Source organism: Caldalkalibacillus mannanilyticus JCM 10596, assembly GCF_000615945.1.
In the GTDB taxonomy this organism is placed as follows: Bacteria; Bacillota; Bacilli; order Caldalkalibacillales; family JCM-10596; genus Bacillus_AT; species Bacillus_AT mannanilyticus.
Map to the genome: position 1 here is coordinate 1 of NZ_BAMO01000040.1, position 22,066 is coordinate 22,066.

The following is a 22,066-nucleotide window of genomic DNA, read 5'->3' on the forward strand; positions in this document are numbered from 1 at the left end:
AGACGATTAGAATGGGATAAAATTTGCCAATCAAAGCATGTTGTAAAAGAGAGCGATAGTCAAACTGACCATCGCTCTCTTTTACATGTGTGAAATACGCAACATAAAGTAGACTTCCATCAGATGGAGTTATTACTCCACCTGACGGTTAGAACGTGATAAAACTACTTAAGCCCCATGTTTTCAAAATCTTCTGCCATGCGTTCCATCAATGTTGCCATTTGTACCCTTGTGGATTTAGCTGTAGGCTGGAACGTACCATCATCAAATCCTGTGATATACCCTCGTTGAAAGATGGGGAGGATAGAGCCGTATGACCATCGCTCCTTCCCTAGATCAGGAAAGGGGCTTTCTTTCACTTCCACTGAGGAAAAGTGAAAGATATTCTGAAGAATGGTTGCCAATTGCTCTCGGGTTAGTGGCTCATCGGGTCCAAAGCGGTTCAGGTCTAACCCATGAATCATCCCTAATTCACGAGCTACCTCAATTTCGCGTCTTGCCCAATGCCCCTTTATATCAGTAAATAGAAATTCTTTTGGAAATGCCTGAGCGTAACCTAATGCTCTTATCAGGATTAATGCTCCTTGGGCTCTCGTTAGTGTGGCATTAGGAGAGAAGGTGGTTGAAGTAGTACCCGTTATCCAGCCACGGTTGGATACGGAAAGAATGTTTTCTCGTCCCCAATGTCCCAATGCAACATCTTTAAAGTACGTACCATTTAACCAATGAGAGTAATATTCCCAGGTTTCAGGTGTTTCATGAAACAAAGCCCAAGAGCCTGTTCCCTTGATGCCATATTTAGAAATGAGTTGTAGCTTGGCTTTGATTGACTGTTCATTTTCAAACCAAATGACATATTGACCTTCTGTTAATTTTGTGGTTCCAATAAATCCATGCTGATTTTTTGGGATCGTAAAGGTGACATAAGGGGATTCTTTGCTTTTATCGTAGTGGCTTTTACCCTTAAATTCGCGGATCAGGGGGGCAATACGGGTACTCGAAAGTCCAAGACCTGTAATGTTTCTTCCCTCCAATGTGGGACCGTCTAGCTTCCACATTCGACCGTAAAAAGGAAGTCCAACCACAATTTTTTCCTTGGGGACGCCACTTTGAATAGCATATAGGATCGACCGTTCAAAAAAAGCTAGACTGGATACGGGACCTATCGGGCTTTCCGGTGATTCCCATGACTCATCGTAAGCCATCAACATTAGATAGTCGGCATACTTCGCTAATTCCATGTAATCATAAAAACCATGCCATCCGGTTTGCCATCCACTTGGGTTTCCAGCTACAGCAACCGAAACCTCCTTGTGTTTTGGAATGTATTGTCGCAAGAGACGAATGAAGTCCGTATGTTCATCTCTATAGCTTCTGAGGTAGCCGGAATGCTCTCCTGATCGACTGACTCCTTCAATATCTACATTCACTCCATCTAGTTTATAACGTTCGACCGCAGCGGCAATATCCTGTGCCAGCTTTTCACGATGTAATAACCCATTTCGACCAGCCGTTGCGTCCCAATGATTGGCAAGAAAGGGAACCACCTTCATTCCCCTTCTATGCATCTCATCAATAAATGAGGTCTGTAAACGCCACGTGATTTCTAGCTCTCCTGCTGGGGTGATATCAAAGTAATTAGGGGATACCACCTTTAGGCTGCCTCTCGTTGCGTCTACTTGTTTACTATATGAATTGGGGCTTCCAAAATAAACATATGACATATTAAAGAAATCTGTTTGAGCAGGAGCTGACGGTAAGAAAGAAGTGTTGAGAAACAGAATAAAAAGAATAGGAACAAGCGCTTTTACTTGTTTCATGTTTAAAACCTTCCAATCTGTGTGATTTGTTTTACGGGTATGCTGCTTCGAATAGATATCTGTTATTTTCTTCATGGATGGAATAAGTGATCCCATTGTAATCAAACGTTCTGGAGGTAAGTTCTGATAAATCCGCATTTGGACCAATCCCAAGCTCTGCGAATAGCAGATCAATATCATGAACGGCAATCGTTGAATTGGTCATCAGGAATAATTGCCACCAGCTTGTGATCATAGTAAACCTTTCTTTTGTCGAGGGAGGACTACCAATCAATTGCGCTTTGATGACATGGCTGTTAGCAACAGTGACCTGTAATTCTAAATGCTTTCCTAGAGACGTACGATATACTTGATCTGTTTCAGAATGAATTTGTTCAAATGAGTGGATAAAAAAATCCCCCGTATGTTCAGCGGAGATCGCATTCCATTTCTGCATAAATTCTTCAAATAACAAGATAGGGGCATTTTCTACCATTGTTTGGTGTTGGTTCGGGTGTTCTATTGACCTATTTTCTTCATAGGGCTGAAACCGAGCGTCTTCACTAGGCGTACTAAAACAGCCTGAAAGAAACATGAGGAGCCCTAAAATAGGAATAAGGAAGATACGCATCATTTCACCTCCAGTGACATAGGGTAAGGTATATGTTTTTAACAGAAAAAAATAAACTAAGAAGCTAGACATGGAAAAAAATATAAATTATAATAAAAGAAGAAAGTTGCGTAAGGTAAAAAAATATTACCATGTGCAAAATTCTTCCTTGGCTTTGGGGACTATAATAGTCCCCCTTTTTTTATTGTAAAATTATATCGTCCACTCATCGTGCACAATAGCAACGATATACCACTCACCGTTTTCTTCTTCAAGTACGATTCGTAAGCTTCTCCAATCCATTCCTTCATATTGTGGGTCGAAGCCAGAGAAATGATATTCAACAGTGGTTGCCCCAGGGTAAACATCTAGGATATTATCAATGGTGTTTCCCTGTCCAAGACGTTCATTGATGGATGTCTGTTCAGCATTGGCGTAGTCTTGATCATAAACAAATCGCTCATAATAATCGGCAAAAGTCATTTCCATAGGATCGCCAGTTCCATCAAATTCTCCCCAATGATAGAGAGTGGAATCATTTAATAAGCCAGCGACTTGTTGACCTGTAAATACTTGAGCCGTGTCCGTGACAATATAACCATAGGGGGAGAATAAGAGTCCCTTAGTAGGATGAACATAAGAAGAAAGTGCCTGCATGTCTTTATTTTTTAGAGCTAGAAGGACTGTGTCTGCGACTTGCTTAGGTGAGATTGTATTCTCTTCTCCGGTTTGCTGATTGTCTTGGGCGTTCTCGTTGTCCTCCATTTCGAGCTGTGAATCTTCAGTGTCGATAGGACTGCTCCTCTACAGCGGGACTTGTAGCACATCCAGTTAAGACAAACCCTGTTGTTAGTAATAGAATAAAGATCATTTTTTTCATAGTGAATTACCTCCTCTATACTAAAAAGATACCCGAAACAAGCTAAACTTAATCTAGAATAAGGTGTGTTTTTCTAAGGATTCGAAAATGGTGAAGGAAATGGGAGTTTGAATAAAAATATAGTATACTTAGATGGTTAGTGACTGAATATGGGAGGCATCCACATGATTGAAGAAAAAATTGAAAGCGATATCATAATAGCCCAAAAAGCGAAGATGAAGAAAATACAAGACATAGCCCAATCGCTTGGGTTGGGTGAAGAAGACTTCGAACCTTACGGGCACTATAAAGCAAAAATTAATCTCGATGTGCTAGAAAGGCTGAAAGATAAAAAGGAAGGCCGGTTGATACTCGTGACAGCTATTAATCCTACGCCAGCAGGTGAAGGGAAATCTACAGTCACAGTTGGATTAGGTCAAGCATTAAATCGTTTGGGACATCGAGCGATCATTGCTCTTCGTGAACCCTCATTAGGACCTACAATGGGAGTAAAAGGAGGAGCTGCGGGTGGTGGGTATTCACAAGTCGTTCCTATGGAGGATATTAATCTTCATTTTACAGGAGACTTGCATGCGATTACAACGGCGAATAATGCACTTGCTGCCATGATCGATAATCATATTCATCAAGGGAATACCCTGCAATTAGATCCGCGGCGGATCATTTGGAAGCGGGTCTTAGATTTAAATGATCGTGCCTTAAGAAGAGTAACAGTTGGCTTAGGCGGACCAACGAATGGAATGCCTCGAGAGGATAGTTTTGATATTACAGTCGCCTCCGAAGTGATGGCCATCCTTTGTTTGAGTAAAGACATCACAGATTTAAAGAATCGCTTGTCTAGAATCGTTATTGGCTACACTTTCTCCAAGGAACCTGTTACGGTAGGAGATTTAGGCGCTCAAGGAGCGATGACTTTACTACTCAAAGAAGCGATTAAACCGAATCTGGTTCAGACCCTGGAGAATACACCTGCCCTTATTCATGGAGGACCTTTTGCTAATATTGCTCATGGCTGCAACAGTGTCATTGCGACAAAAATGGCATTGAAATTAGCAGATTATACAGTGACAGAAGCAGGTTTTGGGGCTGATTTAGGAGCGGAAAAGTTTCTAAATATCAAATCACGAGTAGCTCAATTAGATCCAGGTGCTGTTGTCATTGTAGCGACGATTCGTGCCTTGAAAATGCATGGAGGAGTTGCTAAATCGGCTCTCACAGAAGAAAATATCACTGCCTTGTCCTCTGGATTAGCCAATCTCGAAAAGCATGCGGAAACAATTCAAGGATTTGAGCTTCCTTTTGTCGTAGCGATTAACCGTTTCCATACCGATACAAATATGGAGGTTCAAGTCATCAAAGATTGGTGTAAAAAGAAAGGATATCCAGTTGCTCTTGTAGATGTTTGGAAACAAGGAGGAGCGGGGGGAGAAGAATTGGTCCATGAGCTACTTCCTCTCATCGAACAGAAAGAGAAGCAGCAAAGAAAACTGATTCATACGTACTCTCTTACTTCGTCAATTGAAGAAAAATTACATGCCATAGCAACGAAGGTCTATGGGGCAGATGGGATTGAATTGTCTTCCAAGGCAATGAAGCAAGTAGAAGAGTATACCAAACGTGGATGGGATCAATTGCCGGTTTGTATGGCGAAAACACAGTATTCCTTAAGTGACGATCCTGCTCGATTAGGGAAAGCAACCCATTTTAAAGTCACGATCAGGGAATTTAAACCCTCAATTGGAGCAGGGTTTCTCGTGGCTCTTACAGGAGAAATTATGACCATGCCAGGCCTTCCAAAGTCCCCTGCCGCCCTACAAATGGATGTGGATGGCGAAGGAAGAGCCTTAGGATTGTTTTAAAAAAGATATCCTGTTCCAATCATCAGGTGGAGTATAAAATCCATCTGATAGAACTCTACTTTATTTTAATGAGAAAATAAGGTATAATAAGTTTGGAAAAATCTACTAGGGGAGTCCGGAAAGCTTGGACTGAGAGAAGAATGCGTTAAAATTCTTTGACCCTTGGAACCTGATCTGGGTTATACCAGCGTAGGGAAGTAGGAAAAAAGAAAATTGAACAACGAGAGTTTTAGTTCGTATTTTACTTATTTTTCTTTTTTGCTCATCCCATCGGGTTCTGTTTAGACAGAGCTCGATTTTTTTTTGGTATAACAGATCCAAAAATGGAGGAGGATGAATGATGTCAAGTCAAAAAGAGTTAAAGATCGAGTTGAAATCACAGTTTGCAGGGAGTAGGAAGGTGTATGTCGAAGGATCGAAACCTGATCTAAAGGTCCCCATGCGAGAAATTAAGCTCGAGGACACGCGTACTACTTTTGGAGAAGAGGAGAATGAGCCTGTTAGAGTTTATGATACCAGTGGTCCATATACGGATCCAGATTATATAGTCGATATTAGAGCAGGATTGCCTGCCCTTCGTCAGAAATGGATCTTGGAACGTGAAGATGTAGAAGCGTACGCAGGGAGAGAAATCAAGCCTGAGGATAACGGATTCATGCCAGGTGATCCTAGAGCGAATCTAGAATGGTTTCCACATGTGAATCGAAAGCCACTCCGTGCAAAACGAGGACAAAATGTAACCCAAATGCATTATGCACGTCGTGGAATCATCACGCCAGAAATGGAATTTGTGGCTATAAGAGAAAATATGGATCCTGAGTTTGTTCGAAATGAGATTGCCCTAGGTCGAGCCATCATCCCAGCTAACATCAATCACCCAGAGAGTGAACCTATGATTATAGGAAGACATTTTCATGTGAAAATAAATGCGAATATAGGGAATTCTGCTGTCACTTCTTCTATTGAAGAGGAAGTAGAGAAAATGACATGGGCAACGAGATGGGGAACCGATACGATTATGGATCTCTCAACAGGAAAAAATATACATACCACAAGAGAATGGATTATTCGTAATTCTCCGGTCCCAGTAGGCACTGTTCCGATTTATCAGGCACTGGAAAAAGTGAATGGTGTCGCAGAGGATTTATCTTGGGAGGTTTACCGAGATACATTAATTGAGCAAGCGGAACAAGGTGTTGATTATTTCACTATTCATGCAGGTGTTTTATTGCGCTATATTCCCTTAACTGCTCATCGAAGAACAGGAATTGTTTCACGCGGGGGATCGATTCTAGCTCAGTGGTGCTTGGCTCACCATGAGGAGAATTTTCTCTATACTCATTTTGAAGATATCTGTGAAATCCTAAAAGCCTATGATATTTCGGTATCGCTTGGAGACGGATTAAGACCTGGCTCCATAGCAGATGCCAATGATGAGGCTCAATTTGCCGAGCTTGAAACCTTAGGAGAGTTGACTCATATTGCCTGGAAGCATGATGTACAGGTAATGATCGAAGGACCTGGTCATGTTCCGATGCACTTAATTAAGGAAAACATGGATAAGCAGCTAGAAATATGTAAGGAAGCACCGTTCTATACCTTGGGTCCGCTAACCACAGATATCGCTCCAGGTTACGATCATATTACTTCTGCTATTGGTGCAGCGATGATTGGCTGGTATGGTACAGCAATGCTTTGTTATGTAACGCCCAAAGAGCACCTAGGTCTGCCTAATAAAAACGATGTTCGAGAAGGGGTTATTACCTATAAAATAGCCGCTCATGCAGCCGATTTAGCCAAAGGTCATCCAGGTGCTCAAATTCGTGATGATGCCTTGTCTAAGGCTCGATTTGAATTTCGCTGGAATGACCAATTTAACCTTTCCCTTGATCCAGAAAGGGCTCGTGAGTATCATGACGAAACACTTCCTGCCGAAGGGGCGAAAACGGCACATTTCTGTTCCATGTGTGGTCCTAAATTTTGTTCCATGAGAATCTCTCATGAAATTCGCAGTACCGCAAAAGAAAAGGGGTTGACCGAAAAAGCGATCATTGAAGAAGGCTTGAAACAGAAAGCGAATGAATTTGTAGAACATGGATCTAAGATATATAAATAAAGTTCCAAGGTCGAATAAGAAACATCTTAGAGATTTGGAGAAATATTTAAGAAAGATAGAGAATGATTGAATAGAGTGTAGTGAAGAAGCGAATCCACAATGATCATCCAAGGGTGAGTGTGGATCGCTTCTTTATCTGTTTTCTTCGTTCTTCCTGTCCATTTATGGGGAACCGAATAAGAAGAAAATATGGACAAACAATAGACATAGGTATTCCAGAAATTCTTGTTGACATCTTGAATTCGCTTTCATATAATCAAAGTAGATCACAAATGATCAAAAACGGTCATAAATGATCATAAAACGATCACAGGAGTAAGATAAGAGAGAAAATCAATCATAGAAAATGCGAGGAGACAGCGCATGATGTATGGAGAAGAGAGAAAAAAACAAATTGTAGAGTTTGTGAATCAGCATGGAAGAGCATCAGTACAAGAGTTGTGTCAGACCTATGATGTTTCTGAATCAACCATCCGACGAGATCTGAAAGAATTAGAAGAAGAAAAACTGATTAAAAGAGCACATGGTGGTGCCGTTTCGTTACAAAGTGTCAATTTCGAGCCTTCTTTTATGGAGAAAGAAGATACATTTAAGCAAGAAAAGAAAGCGATTGCAAAAAAGGCGGCAGAGCTTATTGAAGAGGGAGATACCATTCTCATTGACTCAGGGACAACGACTTTTTACATGATTGAAGAGCTAAAGAATTTTTCAAGGCTTACGGTTGTGACAAATTCACTCGTAACCGCCTTAGAGCTTCAACAAATGTCTACGATTGATGTGATTGTGCTTGGCGGAGCGTTACGCAGAGATATTATTTCCTTGGTAGGTCCTGTGACAAACCAGTCATTGCAAATGATTCGAGTCGATAAAGCCTTTATTGGGACAAACGGCTTAGATGTACAAGAAGGCTTAACCACTCCCAATCTAATGGAGGCGGAAACCAAAAAGCAAATGCTTCACTCAGCTAAGCAGGTTATTGTCCTCGCCGACAGCAGCAAAATTGGAAAAGTAACCTTTGCCAAAGTAGCAGATATAGAAAGAGTAGATAAGTGCATCTTAGATTCAGGAGTATCCCCTCATTTCGTTCAGCAGCTAGAAGAGATTGGGGTCGATGTTTACATCGCGGAAGTAACGGAGGAGATAGTATGAGTTTACCGATCATTACAGTCACATTAAATCCTGCCATAGACAAGACGATCACGGTTCCACAACTAGAGCTCGGGAGCTTGAATCGTGTTCTCGAATCTAGGACAGATCCCGGAGGCAAAGGAATCAATGTAGCTAAAGTATTGAAACATTTTGACATGAAGGTCCTAGCTACTGGATTTATCGCGGGAATACAGGGGAAACAACTATTACAATACTTGGAGGAAGAAGAGATCCCTCTGGATTTTGTTCAAGTACAAGGGGAAACAAGAACCAATCTTAAAGTGATTGACGAAAGCACTTCCATCACTACTGAAATTAACGAAAATGGTTTTGATATCACAGAGAATCAACTGGAAATGCTTAAAGAAAAATTAAATGGAATCTTAGATCAAGCATCGTTGCTTGTTTTAGGAGGAAGCTTTCCTCCAGGAGTTCCCCAAACCATTTATCAAGAATATATACAACTAGCTCATTCTAAAGGGATTCGAACCATTTTGGATGCAGATGGGATTGCCCTTCGAGAAGGAATCAAAGCGAAACCCTATGCGATCAAACCAAATATTCATGAACTTGAACAACTGGTGGGTTATTCCTTGGAAAGTGAGGAAGAAATCATTCAAGCGGGTAGGAAGCTAATTGATCAAGGAATATCTATCGTGATCATCTCGATGGGGGCTCAAGGAGCGCTTTGTTTAGACCAACACGAAGCCTATCGTATTCTTCCATTTCCTATCACTGCCAAGAGTACGGTAGGGGCAGGAGATTCTATGGTAGGAGCCTTATCCTATTCCCTACTTCAACAATTTTCTTTACGAGAAATGGCTGTATGGACTACAACAGCTGGGACCATAACAGCATCTAAGTCTGGGACACAAGTATGCACCTTTCAAGAAGTGAAGGACTCACTAGAAAAAGTGCATCTGTCAAAAATACAAAATAAAAAAGAACTAGCGTAGAGGAGGATTTGACATGAAAAAGATTTTAGCAGTAACGGCTTGTCCTACAGGAATTGCTCACACTTATATGGCTGCAGAGTCCCTTGAAAAGGCTGGTAGAGAAGAAAACATTCAGCTCAAAGTTGAAACAAGGGGAGGAGTTGGAGTAGAGAATGCGCTAACAGAGCAAGATATAGCTGAAGCCCACGCTATTATTATTGCCGCAGATACAGATGCAGATGAGGAAAGATTCGCTGGTAAGCCTGTCATTAGAGCAGGAGTAAGTGAAGCAATCAAAGATCCAAAAGGATTGATAACCAAAGCATTAGCGCTAAAGCCTTCTAATAATCAGGATTTTGTGGCAGAAGTAGAAAAAAGAAAAGCAGAGAAAGGCTCAGAAAGAAAAGGACCATATAAGCACTTAATGAATGGTGTATCGTTCATGATTCCGCTTGTCGTAGCAGGAGGATTACTCATTGCTATCTCCTTTATCTTTGGAATTGAAGCCTTTAAAGAAGAAGGGACCTTAGCCGCAGCCCTAATGAGCATTGGTGGTGGAGCCGCATTTGCTTTAATGGTTCCAATTTTAGCCGGTTTCATTGCTTACTCTATTGCTGACAAGCCTGGATTAGCACCTGGATTAATCGGAGGAATGTTAGCTTCAAACATTGGTGCAGGTTTCTTAGGTGGAATTGTAGCCGGTTTCTTAGCAGGTTATGTAGCCAAATGGATTCGAGATTATGTGAAATTACCAAGAAATTTTCAAGGTTTAGTACCCGTACTCATTATTCCTTTCTTTGCCTCATTAATTGTAGGGCTTCTTATGGTTTATGTGATTGGAGAACCAGTGAAATATGTCATGGATTCTCTTACTGCTTGGTTAACAGGTCTATCTGGAACAAATGCGTTACTATTAGGATTAATTCTAGGCGCTATGATGGCATTCGATATGGGAGGTCCAGTGAATAAAGCAGCATACACATTTGCTGTAGGGCTACTGGCAAGTGATATGTATGCCCCGATGGCAGCTGTAATGGCAGCAGGGATGACTCCTCCTCTTGGAATTTGGTTATCTACCTTAATTGGTCCAAAGAAATATACAGTAGAGGAAAAAGAAGCAGGAAAAGCAGCAGGTGTTCTAGGAATTTCATTTATTACAGAAGGTGCCATTCCGTTTGCAGCGGCAGACCCATTTAGAGTCATACCTTCTATTGTAGCTGGTTCAGCCGTTACAGGAGCTTTATCCATGGTCTTTGGAGCGACACTTAGAGCACCACATGGAGGCATATTCGTCCTTCCTATTCCAAATGCAGTGGGGAACTTAGGGATGTATGCTCTTGCCATTATCATCGGGACGATTGTGACAGCCATCATGCTTCATATTTTGAAAAAAAATAAAGCATAGAAACCAATCAGTATCAAAAGAAAGATACTACATGCTTATTAAAATAATAATGGGTCATTCAAAATGACGAAATAGATATATACAAAGGAGTGCGAGAGAAATGAATTTATCAGAATTACTGACAGAAGAAACCATTATTCTATCATTAGATGCCGTATCGAAAGAAGAGTGTATTGAGAAGCTAACAGCTACTCTTGAAAATAATGGAGTAGTGCATGACAAAAAAGTGTATTACCAGAGTGTAATCGAGCGTGAAGAACTAGGATCTACAGGAATTGGTTTTGGTGTAGCGATTCCCCACGGAAAATCAAGCGGGGCAACAAAGCCTGGCTTAGCCTTCGGCAGATTAAAACAGCCGATTGATTGGCAATCCTTAGATGGAAATCCTGTGTCCGTTGTGTTCCTCATCGCAGTACCTGAAGAACAAGCAGGAAATGAGCATTTGCAAATTCTTTCCTCTATTTCCCGCAAATTGATTCATGAAGAATTTAGAAATAAACTACTAGTGGCGGGAACAGCTCAGGATATTTTAGAGGAGATTGCAAAATAAGTGAAAGTGCTTACAAAAAAGATTGACAAAGCTCGTTTGATCTCCTACTATTAAAGATATAAAATATCATAGACTACGGAGCATGTTACCTTAATAGGGCATAAGCTTTAGAAACCAATGTGGTTTCTATGCTTATGCCCTTTTTGTGCATGTAAGTAGGAAAAGGAGGAAAAATAATGAATATTCTAGGAGGACTTCAAAGCATTGGGCGTTCATTAATGACACCCATCGCCATTTTACCAGCCGCAGGAATTTTATTAGCTATTGGGGCGATGTCATTTACGAATCCGGTCATGGTGAAGATTGCACAGATTTTTTTAGCAGCAGGAGGAGCCATTTTTGACAATTTACCCTTATTATTTGCGATAGGTGTTGCTATAGGATTAGCAAATGGTGCTGGGGTAGCTGGACTAGCAGCGGCTATTGGTTACTTTGTGCTTACTCATGTTTTAGCTACCTTTAATGTCGTAGGACCAGATGGTGAAGTGCTGATTAAATTAAATATGGGTGTTCTAGGAGGGATTATAACAGGAGGCGTGGCTGCATATCTATATAAACGATATAAGGATATTGAATTGCCTAAAGCTCTTGGTTTTTTTGGAGGTAGACGATTTATTCCTATTATCACCTCATTAGTTATGGTATTCTTAGGTATCATTTTCGGTTTTATCTGGTTACCGATTCAAGAGGGAATCCAAGCTGTGGGAATGTGGATTGTTTCAGCAGGAGGTTTAGGAGCCTTTATCTTTGGAGTGCTCAATCGTTTGCTGATTCCTTTTGGGCTTCACCACATATTAAATTCAATTGCTTGGTTTCAAATTGGCGATTTCACCAATAGCACTGGGCAGGTTGTTCATGGAGATTTAACTCGATATTTTGCAGGGGATAAAACAGCAGGAATGTTTATGACAGGCTTCTTTCCAGTGATGATGTTTGGTCTGCCAGCGGCGTGTTTAGCCATGATTCATGCGGCGAAACCTGAAAAACGAGTGATGGTTTCCTCAGTGCTTTTATCCGCCGCCTTTACTTCGTTTTTAACAGGAATTACGGAACCAATTGAATTTGCTTTTATGTTCTTAGCACCGGCATTATACTTGATTCATGCCTTATTAACTGGTTTATTGATGGCTCTCACGTACTCTATTGGAATGAAATTAGGCTTTGGCTTTTCAGCAGGGCTTATCGACTATCTCATCAATTGGCATTTAGCACTAACCCTCTATGGCTTATTCCTTTTGGTATCATTACTTTTATTGTGTACTATTTCGTCTTTCGTTTTTCGATCCGTTTATTTCACTTAAAAACCCCAGGTAGAGAAGAGGAAGATTCTGAACAGGCTAGTCAATCTACCAATCCACTGAAGAACCAAGGAATCAGAGAAAAGGCTGAAGCGATTCTTCCCCTCATTGGAGGAGCAGCCAATATTATCAAGGTGGATGCATGTATCACACGTTTACGCTTAACTTTAGTAGATGAAGCACATGTTAATGAAGTGGAGCTCAAGAAGCTAGGAGCAGCGGGTATCATGCGTTTAGGGAAAGGAAACGTACAGATCGTTTTTGGAACGGACTCAGAGCTGATCAAGGAAGAATTGATCCCAAAGCTGAATTAAAGACCAACTGAATCATGAATCCTCTACACTTCTTTGTACAGGTAAGAGGTGTAGAGGAGATTAATTCTTCGGAGGTAGAAAATGGAACGGAAAGTTGTGCAGGTTTTATCTCACAATGTCGTGCTTGCAAAATTATCATCAGGAAATAATTCCATCGTTTTTGGAAAAGGCATTGGTTATAAGATGTTACCTGGTGACAAAATCAAATCATCCAGTATTAAGCAGGAGTTTCTTCTTCATACTCCGGAAGCCATCGAACACTATCAACAAGTCTTAAAGATGGTTAATGTTCCAGTGATTGTGGCAACAGAAGAGGTGATTGCGATGGCGATTCGAAGCTTATCGGGAACGTTCTCAGACACGATTCATGCCGCTCTTATTGACCATATTAATTTCGCTATTGAACGAACTAAGAAAGGGATTCATCTAAGTAACCCTTTTGTTTTTGAGATTAAGCAGCTTTATCCGCAGGAGTACAAAGTAGCGGAGGAAGCGGTGAGCTATTTAAATAAGAAGCTACAGGTTAATTTTCCCGAGGAGGAGGTGGCTTTTCTAGCTAGTCATTTTCATTCTGCTCGAACGTTCACTACCAAAAAAGTAACGCTAGAAGCTGCTCGAATTGTTTCTAAAGTTTTAGAGCAACTAAAGGAAGATGGCTATCAGATGGATGAATCCTTTACTACCATTCGCTTGATTTCGCATCTGAAAGCGTTGATTGATCGAGTGAAGACGGGTAAGCATATCGAAAATCCGTTAGTACAAAATATTAAAGAACAGTATGTAGCTGGATTTCAACAAGCTTGTAAAATTGGACAAATTATTGCCGAGCATTTGAATCAAGAGGTATCTGAAAAGGAGTTAGGCTTCCTCACCCTACATCTTGAACGTCTTCCGCACAAGACTAGATAAGGAGAGCTTCTTTCCTTCTACTCAATTTTTTGATTGAAACGGGAATACAAATACCATAGGATTCCCATGTGTAAAAAAAGACCCACCATAAAGATACCTAGAGTCTGTATAAGAGATTCTTGAAGTTCGAATAGTTGCGCCATCCAATAGGTTGGAAGTACTGTGAATATACCTTGCCAAGGCCAAGAGATAAAGTAAACAGCAAGGGGAGTCATCGTTAGTATCCCAGACACTTTCGCTAAAGCAAGCCCTTCCACCTTATTGGAAGCAAAAGCAACAAGAAACAAACCAAACATAGGTGCTTCTAAGGCAAGCAGAATAAGCAGTAGGGGAATGGTGCTTCCCGTTATAGGACTTAGCTCTGTGTAGAAGATAAGGAATAATGACATCACGGCTGTCAGGCACATGGGAAATACTAGTCGAACCATTAAGTACCCCTTTTTTTGAAGGGGTGTAACCGCTAATAGTGGGATGATGTGCTCATCTCGCTCATCTAAAATCAGAAATCCCGAAACCATCCCAATCATAAGGGGTGTAAGCTGTAGGATAAATAACAGCATCAGGTCATAGTAGGGAACTAGATCAAAAGCATAGTGTTCGAAGAGCCATTCACTAAGTGCAGGTGGTGTGAATCGAAAAACAAGAGCTAGAAGCAAAGTTCCTGCTATGATCATCAATAGAATCGGATCACGACGTACGTTCTTCATATCGGCAAATGCAGCATAATCAAGCGCTTCATAAAAAACTATCCCCCGATCTTATAAATAATGTGCTTTCGAAAAGAATGAAGTGTCCAGATATAGGCAATGCCAATCCAAGCACTGATAGATAAAATAAGACAAGTAGCATACCAAGGTTCAAGTGTCTGAAAAGGAGAATGGAGCAAAAGCAAAGACGCCTGAGTAGGTAATAAATAATACAAAGATGTGTGATAGATGCCAAGATAACCAAGCAGGGGAAGACAAAATAGGATGGTATAAAGTGGTGCGATAAGAAAGAAACCATTTAAGGTTTTACATTGTACAGCTATACCAAGCCCAATTAGAGTAAAGAAAATAGAAGTGAGTAATACACCTATAATAAACAGCAGAGTGGTCTGCTGGACGCCAAGAACGACAACATGAATGATGATACTTGTAAGGACAGAAAGAAATCCTAGCGAAAGTACTTTTGAAATGATATAGCCTTGAATCGTAAGTGGTGTAATAAATAAATGATCATAGATGCTTTGCCCTTTTTCCAAGAGAACAATCCCTCCGATAAAGAAAAAACCTAAGGCACTAGGATCAGAGAAAACAATGATGGTGATAAGCATTGCTTTGGATTGCTCTGGTAGAAAAGAGAGCAATAAAATATACATGATCGTAACGAATAAATACGCTGCATAAAATCCATGTCGAACCTGAAACTTCACATCGTTTTGGAGAATGGACAGAAATCTGTTTCTCATACCAGTTCCCTGCCTGTAACATCAATAAAGATTTGTTCAAGTGTTGTTTCTTGAGTATGGATGGTTTCAACATCCTTTTCTTTTAGAAGGGTAAGAAAAGATGGATTTACACCAATTTGCTGTAGATCAAAAATTTCAGCTGATAAACCATGAGAGTCCTTATATTCGACCTGTACGGTTTTACTTCCTTTTTCTAGTTTTAACTGGCGTGGGGAATCAATTAAAGCAATTTGACCATCCACAATAAAGGCAACCCGATCACAGATCTCTTCGGCAATATTCATATTATGGGTCGTAATCAGGACTGTTTTCCCTTCTGCTTTCTTCTCTAGAATAAGCTCTTTGATCATTTTGGTGTTTCGTGGATCAAGCCCTGAAGTAGGCTCATCTAGAAAGATCAAATCAGGCTGATTAAGAAGCGCTCTGCATAGGTTCAGGCGCATTTTCATCCCTTTAGAAAAATCGGACACTTTGGTTTGACTGTATTTTTCGAGTCCTACACGTTCAAGTAAGGCAAGAGGCTCTTCCGTCTTTGAGGAATACAAAGAACGAAAAAAGCGCAGATTCTCTAGAGCTGAAAATTTTGTATAGAAATTAGGAAATTCGAAAGCGACTCCTACTCGTTCATAATACTCCGCTCCTGAGTTAGAAATTTCTTTCCCCATGACCAGAACCTTTCCCCGATAGTTTTTCAAAATCCCAATCAATATTTTTTGAATGGTGCTTTTTCCTGCTCCGGAAGGTCCCAGAAAACCAAAAATTTCTCCTTCTCCAATATGAAAATCGATCCCCTTGATGGTATCGTCTAGGTTATTTGGATAACGATACGTTAAGCTTTGAACACTAATCATTCGATCCTTCCTCCTTTTTTAGTAGTCCTTCAGCAACACAGTCCAGTAGCAAGTCAAAAGTAGCGTGATAGAGATGTTCTCCGATCATTTTTTTTGAAAGGAAAGAATAATGAGAGAACGAAAAACACTTAAGATGACATCTGGTGCGTGATCGATCAAGTCATTGTTTTTTTGCCAAGAGAGAATGATTGGAAAGAAAACATCAGAATCCTGCTGGAAATGCTGCTCTAATCTACTGGTAGGTAATTTGCGCATCACGATTTCAAGCACATTTTCCGTATAAAGCTGTTGAAAAAATGGATTGTTTTCAATCAGAGCAATTCCTTTCTTAAGGAACGTTTTCAGAGCTTCTTTCGTTAATTTTTCTTCAAGATTAACGGAATGTAAGAGCTGTTGTCGAAGCTCTGCTTCTTCCATTTCTAAAATCGTAAAATAAAGCTCTTCTTTCGATTCATAGAAGAGGTAGAATGATCCTTGAGCAATCCCTACAGCTTCTGTTAAAAGAGCGACACTCGTTTTTTTAAGACCTAGCTGACCAAATTGTTTTTTACCTTCTGTTACTAATTTCTGACGAAGATATATTTTTTCCTCATCATTAAACTTTCTAGCGATAATAGATCCCTCCATATGAACATATGAATATTTTTATTTTTTATTCATACTATCATGGAGGAAGGATAGAAAGCAAGGGTATTTTGTGCTGATGATTAAAAAATAAAAACGAGTCCACCAAAAAAGGGGACTCGTTTCACTTGTGTTACAAACAGCTTCCTACCTGATAAAGGTTACTTTACAATGATTGACCTTGTGCTTGCGTTTCAGTTGCCTCAAGGTCAAAGGGTGTACGAAAATAATAGATACTATAGTAGATAACGAGAACAAAAGAAATGCTTCCTAAAAGTAAAACCGTGTATTTTAATCCAAGCAAGTCAAGGAATAGTCCTGTAGCTAGCAGGATGACCTGAAACAAAAGGCGGTCAAGCATCCCGCGAAATGAGAAAAATCTGCCGTGATATTCCTTTGGAATTTTCGTCTGAAAGATGGTAGACGAAATGGGAAAGAAGCATCCCGCTGCTAAACCAAACAATCCAAAGGAAAGCAGGACGAACCAATTGCTTGCCACAAAAAAGAGAGAAATATGTGCCAAAGCAGTTAAAAATGAAAAGAGCAGGAGAAGCTGAACAAGGTTTCTTCCTTCACTTACTTTTTTAACGAGAAAGGCACCAAGGATAAAGCAGATTCCTTCGATGGCGTACAAATAACTTTTAATACTTGCATGCTCCTGAATTTCACTGATGCTTATGACCATCAGATTAAATCCCCCGATGAAAAGCATAGGAATGATACTTAATAGAAGCGCTGCAACGGCGATAGGCACATTTTTTAAGACAGGGATAATCTCTTTAAAGGGAGCTTTCTTTTGAGTAGAATCCTTTTTCTGTTTTTCTGCTGGCTCCTGGGCTTCATCTGTTCCATCTTTCCCATCCTTTACTTGCAGCAAGAAAGTAGAAAGAAGCAGTAAACTATAGGCGATAAGAGATGCCATATAAAGAGAATATAGGCTCATGATTGTAAGCATAGCCCCTGCAAGAGCTGTTCCCAATATTCGAGCAATTGTGGATACATTCATATGTACCCCATTCATTTGCAGTAAATCCTGATCCTTAACGATCAGTGGAATAAGGGATTGCAGGGCTGGAAAATAGAAGGCTGCCGAGAGCTGAATCGAAATCATGAAAACGATCATCCAGAGAATCGAATTAAATTCTAATGCTAAGAACATAAAGAAAATACTTACGATTCGTCCGCAACCAGCCAGAATTAATACTTTCTTTTTGGAGGTAGAGTCGATGATCCTACCTGCAAATGGGCCAACAAGAAGTCCAGCAGTCAAACCAATAAACAAAATCACGGATTTAAAGAAGTCAGATGGAACATGTTGTTGCAGAAATTCAAGGTTCCCAATGATTCCAGTCCATAAACCAAGACCTGCAATGAGTTCACCAGATAAAATAATCCAAACATTTTTATTCTTCCACATGTATCGACTCTACTTTCTGAATCACCATTCTTTGATGGGAATAGTTTTTATTTCAATAGTAGAGTATATATTTATTCGGGTCAAGAAATATGCTATTTCCGAAATTTCTAGAGCTTAAATCTTGAAACTAAATCCTGTAATCTTTGAGATAATTGGCTTTGTACCTTTGCTGAATTGGACATCTCTTGAAACCTTTCAAGCTGATCCTTGGTTTGATTTGTTACTTGCTGTGTTCGATCAGCAGATTCTTCGGTTATAGCAGACATATCTTCAACAGAGGCAGTTACCTCTTCAGCGGATGCAGATAGCTGCTGAGTTGTAGCAGATATTTCCTCCATTTGGATAGCAACTTTTCGAATAGGCTCTAAGATTTTTTCAAAAGCAATTCCCGTCTGATCAATCAATGACATTCCATTTTCTACTTCTGTATTTATTTTGTTCATATGAGTAATGGAAGAGGTGGAGTCGTTTTGAATGGTTTGAATGAGCTGGGCAATATTGTTGGTTGCTCCTGCTGTTTGTTCTGCTAATCTTCGTACTTCATCAGCAACAATAGCAAAGCCACGACCATGTTCTCCCGCACGTGCGGCTTCAATCGCTGCATTTAAAGCAAGTAAATTTGTTTGATTGGCGATTTCTTGAATCAGTAACACAATTTGTTCAACTTCCTTCGAACGCTCGCCAAGTTTATTGGTAATATCTACAGAATCTTTTACAATATAACGGATGGACTTTATTTGTTGGACTGTATTTTGGATGAGTTTATGCCCTGCTTCGGCCTCTTTTAACATTTCGGATGATGCATCAGAAACCGATGAAGTGTTCTGGGCAATGCTTTGTGTTCCAATCGCCATTTCATCCATCACTTTGACCAGTTCCTTTGAGTTTGTATGCTGAACCTGTACCCCAGTTGAAATCTCTTGGATTGCGTCAGTAGTTAAGTGAGAAGAGGATACAGCTTCAAGGGCATTATGATCAAGCTCTTTCGAATAAGAATAGGCTTCAAGAGAGGTTTGTTGGACTTCCTTAATTAATGCATGCAAGCTTTCGAGCATCGCATTGAAAGAAGAGGATATTTTCCCGATCTCATCCTTCCCATTTACCGGAAGACGCATGGTTAAATCTCCCTCATTATTAGCGAGAGCTTCAAGCTGATGTGAAACAAGGGCTAGTGGCTTTATTTTTTTATACAGAATGATGAAGGTGATTAGAATCATAACAATCATGAGGATGCTGAGTGCAGCAGAAAGAACAATGTAAGTGCTTAAATTCTTCTGACTTTCCATAGCAGCAAGTTCAGCACGTGTATTCATTGCTTGTTGAAATTGATGAATAGGCTCCATAATAATGCTTTTGTTTTGATCGTAATTGGTATCAAACATTAATTTTCTAGCCAATTCTAAATCTCCCTTTTCAACGGCTTCCATGGCTGCATCTTCAGTACGAATAAGTGCATCAGAATTTTTTTTGGCCAATTCAATGAAATCAAGCTCTTCTTTAGGGGCGTTTAATTCAATAAGACGATTAACAACTCTATCTCGTGTCTGAGTTTCATTTACTTCTCTCCAATAATTATCATAGTGAACCTTGTCTCCAAATTGTACATATCGTCGGGCTTCATTGGTCAGATAATCAGAGGCATTGGCTAAATCAATTCCTAGTTGTTTAAACTCTGCTTGCAATCTGACAGCATCTCGTTCATTTTTTACGCCTACATTTACCATGATAATCGAAAAAATAACCAGACAAGCAAGGATGGAGAACAATCCCCCCATCATTTTCAATAACCTAGTAATCGTCATACATTTTTCCCCTTTCTAAGATGTATAAATGACTATGATTGAGAAAGAAACTGCCAAGTAAAGCTATTATATAACAGACAACCTAAATTTTATATATATTTTAGAAAATTCCAATAATTACTTTAACATGGTTATTTTCTTTTTCTTTGAAAAATGATAATGCTTTCAAAAAAGTATTGATGTATCCAGATGATTATGTTATGATTTTGGCAAATGAATAGTCAGGTTGGAGATTAGGAGAGACCGCAACAGTTTATAGGTACAATGATACCTATAAAATTTGTTGTGGTCTTTTTTTGTTATCAACTTTGAATAGAACAAGGGGGAAATCATAATGAAACCATCATTTTCTACTTATAACCGTGAACAAATTTTAGATAAACTTGATCAACAAGAGGTTGACCTCTTAATCATTGGCGGGGGAATTACGGGCTGTGGTATTGCCTTAGATGCAGTGACAAGGGGATTAAATACAGTGCTTGTTGAAATGCAGGATTTTGCGGCTGGAACGTCAAGTCGTTCAACAAAATTAGTCCACGGAGGTCTGCGCTATTTAAAACAATTTGAAGTGAAAATGGTTGCAGAGGTAGGGAAGGAACGGGAGATTGTGTATGAAAACGGTCCGCATGTAACAACGCCTGAATGGATGCTACTTCCACTCTATGAAGGAGGAACATTTGGAAAGTTCAGTACCTCTATAGGTTTACGTGTATATGATTTCCTTGCTGGTGTAAAAAAGAGTGAACGCAGAAAAATGCTAGATATAGAAGAAGTTCAAAAAAGAGAGCCATTATTGAAGAAAAATGGGCTCAAGGGTGGTGGATATTATGTCGAGTATAAGACTGATGATGCCAGACTCACCATTGAGGTAGTAAAAGAAGCCGTAAAGCATGGAGCACATGCTGTAAATTATGCCAAAGTAGAAGAGTTTATCTATCGGGATGGCAAGGTAGTTGGTGCGAAGGTTGTAGATCAAATGAATGGAAAAGCTGTGGACATTTATGCTAAAAAAATGGTTAATGCAGCGGGTCCATGGGTTGACTCCCTGCGAGAGAAGGATCGTTCGAAGCAAGGGAAATCCTTGCAGCTGACGAAAGGTGTTCATATTGTCTTTGATCAGAGTCGTTTTCCGCTAAAACAAGCCATTTACTTTGATACACCAGATGGACGTATGGTCTTTGCCATTCCACGAGAAGGAAAAACCTATGTAGGAACAACAGATACGGTGTATAAAGGGGATATTGCTAACCCAAAAATGAGCAAAGAAGATCGAGTCTATATTATCAATGCCATTAATGATATGTTCCCAGAGCTAAAGATTGTAGAGTCGGATATTGAATCTAGCTGGGCTGGTCTACGTCCATTAATTCATGAAGATGGTAAAAGTCCATCAGAAATCTCTAGGAAAGATGAGATCTGGCAGTCGAAGTCTGGACTTATTACGATCGCTGGTGGAAAATTAACTGGATACCGTAAGATGGCGGAGATGGTTATGGATCTAGTGATCGACCTGCTGAAAAACGAAGGCTTTAAAGGAACGAATCCTTCCATGACGCTAAATATGCCGATTTCGGGTGGGCATGTAGGAGGCTCCACAAATTTTGAATCTTTTGTTTCAAAAAAGGCGGAGGAGGGAACTCGTTACGGATTTACTCTAGCTCAAGCCGAAGCCTTAGCACGCAAGTATGGTTCCAACATTGATTTCATTTATCAATTAAGCAAAAAATATGATCAAGAAGCCAAAGAGCTTGATCTTCCTTTGAATGTATTTGTGACTTTATTATATAGTATCGAAGCAGAGATGACGGTTAAGCCAATTGATTATTTCAATAGAAGAACTGGAACCTTACTCTTCGATATTGATTATGTGTACAAATATCAAAAACCAGTCATCAAATATATGTCCAAAGTCCTTGAATGGTCAGAGGAACAGAGCAAACAATACACGCTTGAATTGGAGAAGGCGATTCATGATGCCATTGTTCCTCAAGAGCCAACTATGAAGAATGAAGCTATTTCATAAAGAGCTAGCTAACGATATAACATGCGAAAATAAGGAAATAAGATAACAAAATAAGATATTGACAGAAATGTGAAC

General features: G+C 39.9%; 17 protein-coding genes, 1 pseudogene and 1 riboswitch. Of the genes and pseudogenes, 9 read left to right on the top strand and 9 right to left on the bottom strand.

The window, feature by feature from the left end; all coding sequences use genetic code 11:
* Positions 1-164: 164 nt before the first annotated feature.
* The 3 genes from JCM10596_RS18840 to JCM10596_RS18850 all read right to left on the bottom strand — a co-directional run bounded on the left by JCM10596_RS18840 (position 165) and on the right by JCM10596_RS18850 (position 3,174).
* Positions 165-1,820, bottom strand: coding sequence for a glycosyl hydrolase family 18 protein (locus JCM10596_RS18840; RefSeq protein WP_025028461.1), 1,656 nt, complete (start codon positions 1,818-1,820; stop codon positions 165-167).
* A 31-nt stretch (positions 1,821-1,851) separates the two neighbouring features.
* Positions 1,852-2,430 (bottom strand): hypothetical protein, encoded by a 579-nt coding sequence (locus JCM10596_RS29625; protein ID WP_025028462.1) that lies wholly within the window; start codon positions 2,428-2,430, stop codon positions 1,852-1,854.
* Positions 2,431-2,622: 192 nt separating this feature from the next.
* The gene (locus JCM10596_RS18850; RefSeq protein WP_025028463.1) at positions 2,623-3,174 is read right to left on the bottom strand and encodes a hypothetical protein; all 552 of its coding nucleotides are present in this window, start codon (positions 3,172-3,174) and stop codon (positions 2,623-2,625) included.
* A 279-nt stretch (positions 3,175-3,453) separates the two neighbouring features.
* Here JCM10596_RS18850 and JCM10596_RS18860 point away from each other — a divergent pair, with 279 nt between their 5' ends.
* The 8 genes and pseudogenes from JCM10596_RS18860 (at position 3,454) to JCM10596_RS18895 (ending at position 13,824) form a co-directional block, all read left to right on the top strand.
* Entirely contained in the window at positions 3,454-5,148 is a 1,695-nt protein-coding gene (locus JCM10596_RS18860) for a formate--tetrahydrofolate ligase (RefSeq protein WP_234410566.1), read from the top strand.
* Positions 5,149-5,245: 97 nt separating this feature from the next.
* Positions 5,246-5,361: riboswitch (TPP riboswitch) on the top strand.
* Between the two features lie 127 nt (positions 5,362-5,488).
* Positions 5,489-7,264, top strand: a complete 1,776-nt coding sequence (gene thiC / locus JCM10596_RS18865; protein ID WP_439644867.1) for a phosphomethylpyrimidine synthase ThiC — start codon at positions 5,489-5,491, stop codon at positions 7,262-7,264.
* Between the two features lie 363 nt (positions 7,265-7,627).
* Positions 7,628-8,413 (top strand): DeoR/GlpR family DNA-binding transcription regulator, encoded by a 786-nt coding sequence (locus JCM10596_RS18870; protein ID WP_369345671.1) that lies wholly within the window; start codon positions 7,628-7,630, stop codon positions 8,411-8,413.
* Positions 8,410-9,369 carry a 1-phosphofructokinase gene (gene pfkB / locus JCM10596_RS18875; RefSeq protein ID WP_025028467.1) on the top strand — a complete coding sequence of 320 codons (960 nt, stop codon included), beginning with the start codon at positions 8,410-8,412 and terminating at the stop codon, positions 9,367-9,369. The genes JCM10596_RS18870 and pfkB overlap by 4 nt, the downstream gene beginning before the upstream one ends.
* Before the next feature lie 13 nt (positions 9,370-9,382).
* Positions 9,383-10,753 carry a PTS fructose transporter subunit IIC gene (locus JCM10596_RS18880; protein ID WP_025028468.1) on the top strand — a complete coding sequence of 457 codons (1,371 nt, stop codon included), beginning with the start codon at positions 9,383-9,385 and terminating at the stop codon, positions 10,751-10,753.
* A 100-nt stretch (positions 10,754-10,853) separates the two neighbouring features.
* A complete protein-coding gene (locus tag JCM10596_RS18885; RefSeq protein WP_025028469.1) occupies positions 10,854-11,303 on the top strand; it encodes a PTS sugar transporter subunit IIA in 450 nt (149 codons plus the stop codon).
* 182 nt (positions 11,304-11,485) lie between these two features.
* Positions 11,486-12,915 (top strand): annotated as a pseudogene (nagE, locus tag JCM10596_RS26460) (N-acetylglucosamine-specific PTS transporter subunit IIBC).
* 81 nt (positions 12,916-12,996) lie between these two features.
* The gene (locus JCM10596_RS18895; protein WP_025028470.1) at positions 12,997-13,824 is read left to right on the top strand and encodes a PRD domain-containing protein; all 828 of its coding nucleotides are present in this window, start codon (positions 12,997-12,999) and stop codon (positions 13,822-13,824) included.
* Positions 13,825-13,841: 17 nt separating this feature from the next.
* Here JCM10596_RS18895 and JCM10596_RS18900 read toward each other — a convergent pair whose 3' ends face one another.
* From JCM10596_RS18900 to JCM10596_RS18925, 6 genes are all read right to left on the bottom strand, one after another.
* A complete protein-coding gene (locus tag JCM10596_RS18900) occupies positions 13,842-14,531 on the bottom strand; it encodes an Rv2686c family ABC transporter permease subunit (RefSeq protein WP_025028471.1) in 690 nt (229 codons plus the stop codon).
* A 38-nt stretch (positions 14,532-14,569) separates the two neighbouring features.
* Positions 14,570-15,274, bottom strand: coding sequence for a fluoroquinolone export ABC transporter permease subunit (locus JCM10596_RS18905; protein WP_025028472.1), 705 nt, complete (start codon positions 15,272-15,274; stop codon positions 14,570-14,572).
* Positions 15,271-16,125: an ABC transporter ATP-binding protein gene (locus JCM10596_RS18910; protein WP_025028473.1), complete on the bottom strand. Its 855-nt coding sequence runs from the start codon at positions 16,123-16,125 to the stop codon at positions 15,271-15,273. Before JCM10596_RS18910 ends, JCM10596_RS18905 begins: the two co-directional genes overlap by 4 nt.
* A gap of 84 nt (positions 16,126-16,209) precedes the next feature.
* Positions 16,210-16,752, bottom strand: a complete 543-nt coding sequence (locus JCM10596_RS26465) for a TetR/AcrR family transcriptional regulator (RefSeq protein ID WP_051541380.1) — start codon at positions 16,750-16,752, stop codon at positions 16,210-16,212.
* Between the two features lie 163 nt (positions 16,753-16,915).
* On the bottom strand, positions 16,916-18,166 hold the full coding sequence (locus JCM10596_RS18920) for an MFS transporter (RefSeq protein ID WP_025028474.1): 1,251 nt from the start codon (positions 18,164-18,166) through the stop codon (positions 16,916-16,918).
* A 107-nt stretch (positions 18,167-18,273) separates the two neighbouring features.
* Entirely contained in the window at positions 18,274-19,968 is a 1,695-nt protein-coding gene (locus tag JCM10596_RS18925; RefSeq protein ID WP_025028475.1) for a methyl-accepting chemotaxis protein, read from the bottom strand.
* A gap of 334 nt (positions 19,969-20,302) precedes the next feature.
* Here JCM10596_RS18925 and JCM10596_RS18930 point away from each other — a divergent pair, with 334 nt between their 5' ends.
* Positions 20,303-21,991: a glycerol-3-phosphate dehydrogenase/oxidase gene (locus JCM10596_RS18930; protein WP_025028476.1), complete on the top strand. Its 1,689-nt coding sequence runs from the start codon at positions 20,303-20,305 to the stop codon at positions 21,989-21,991.
* Positions 21,992-22,066: the final 75 nt, after the last annotated feature.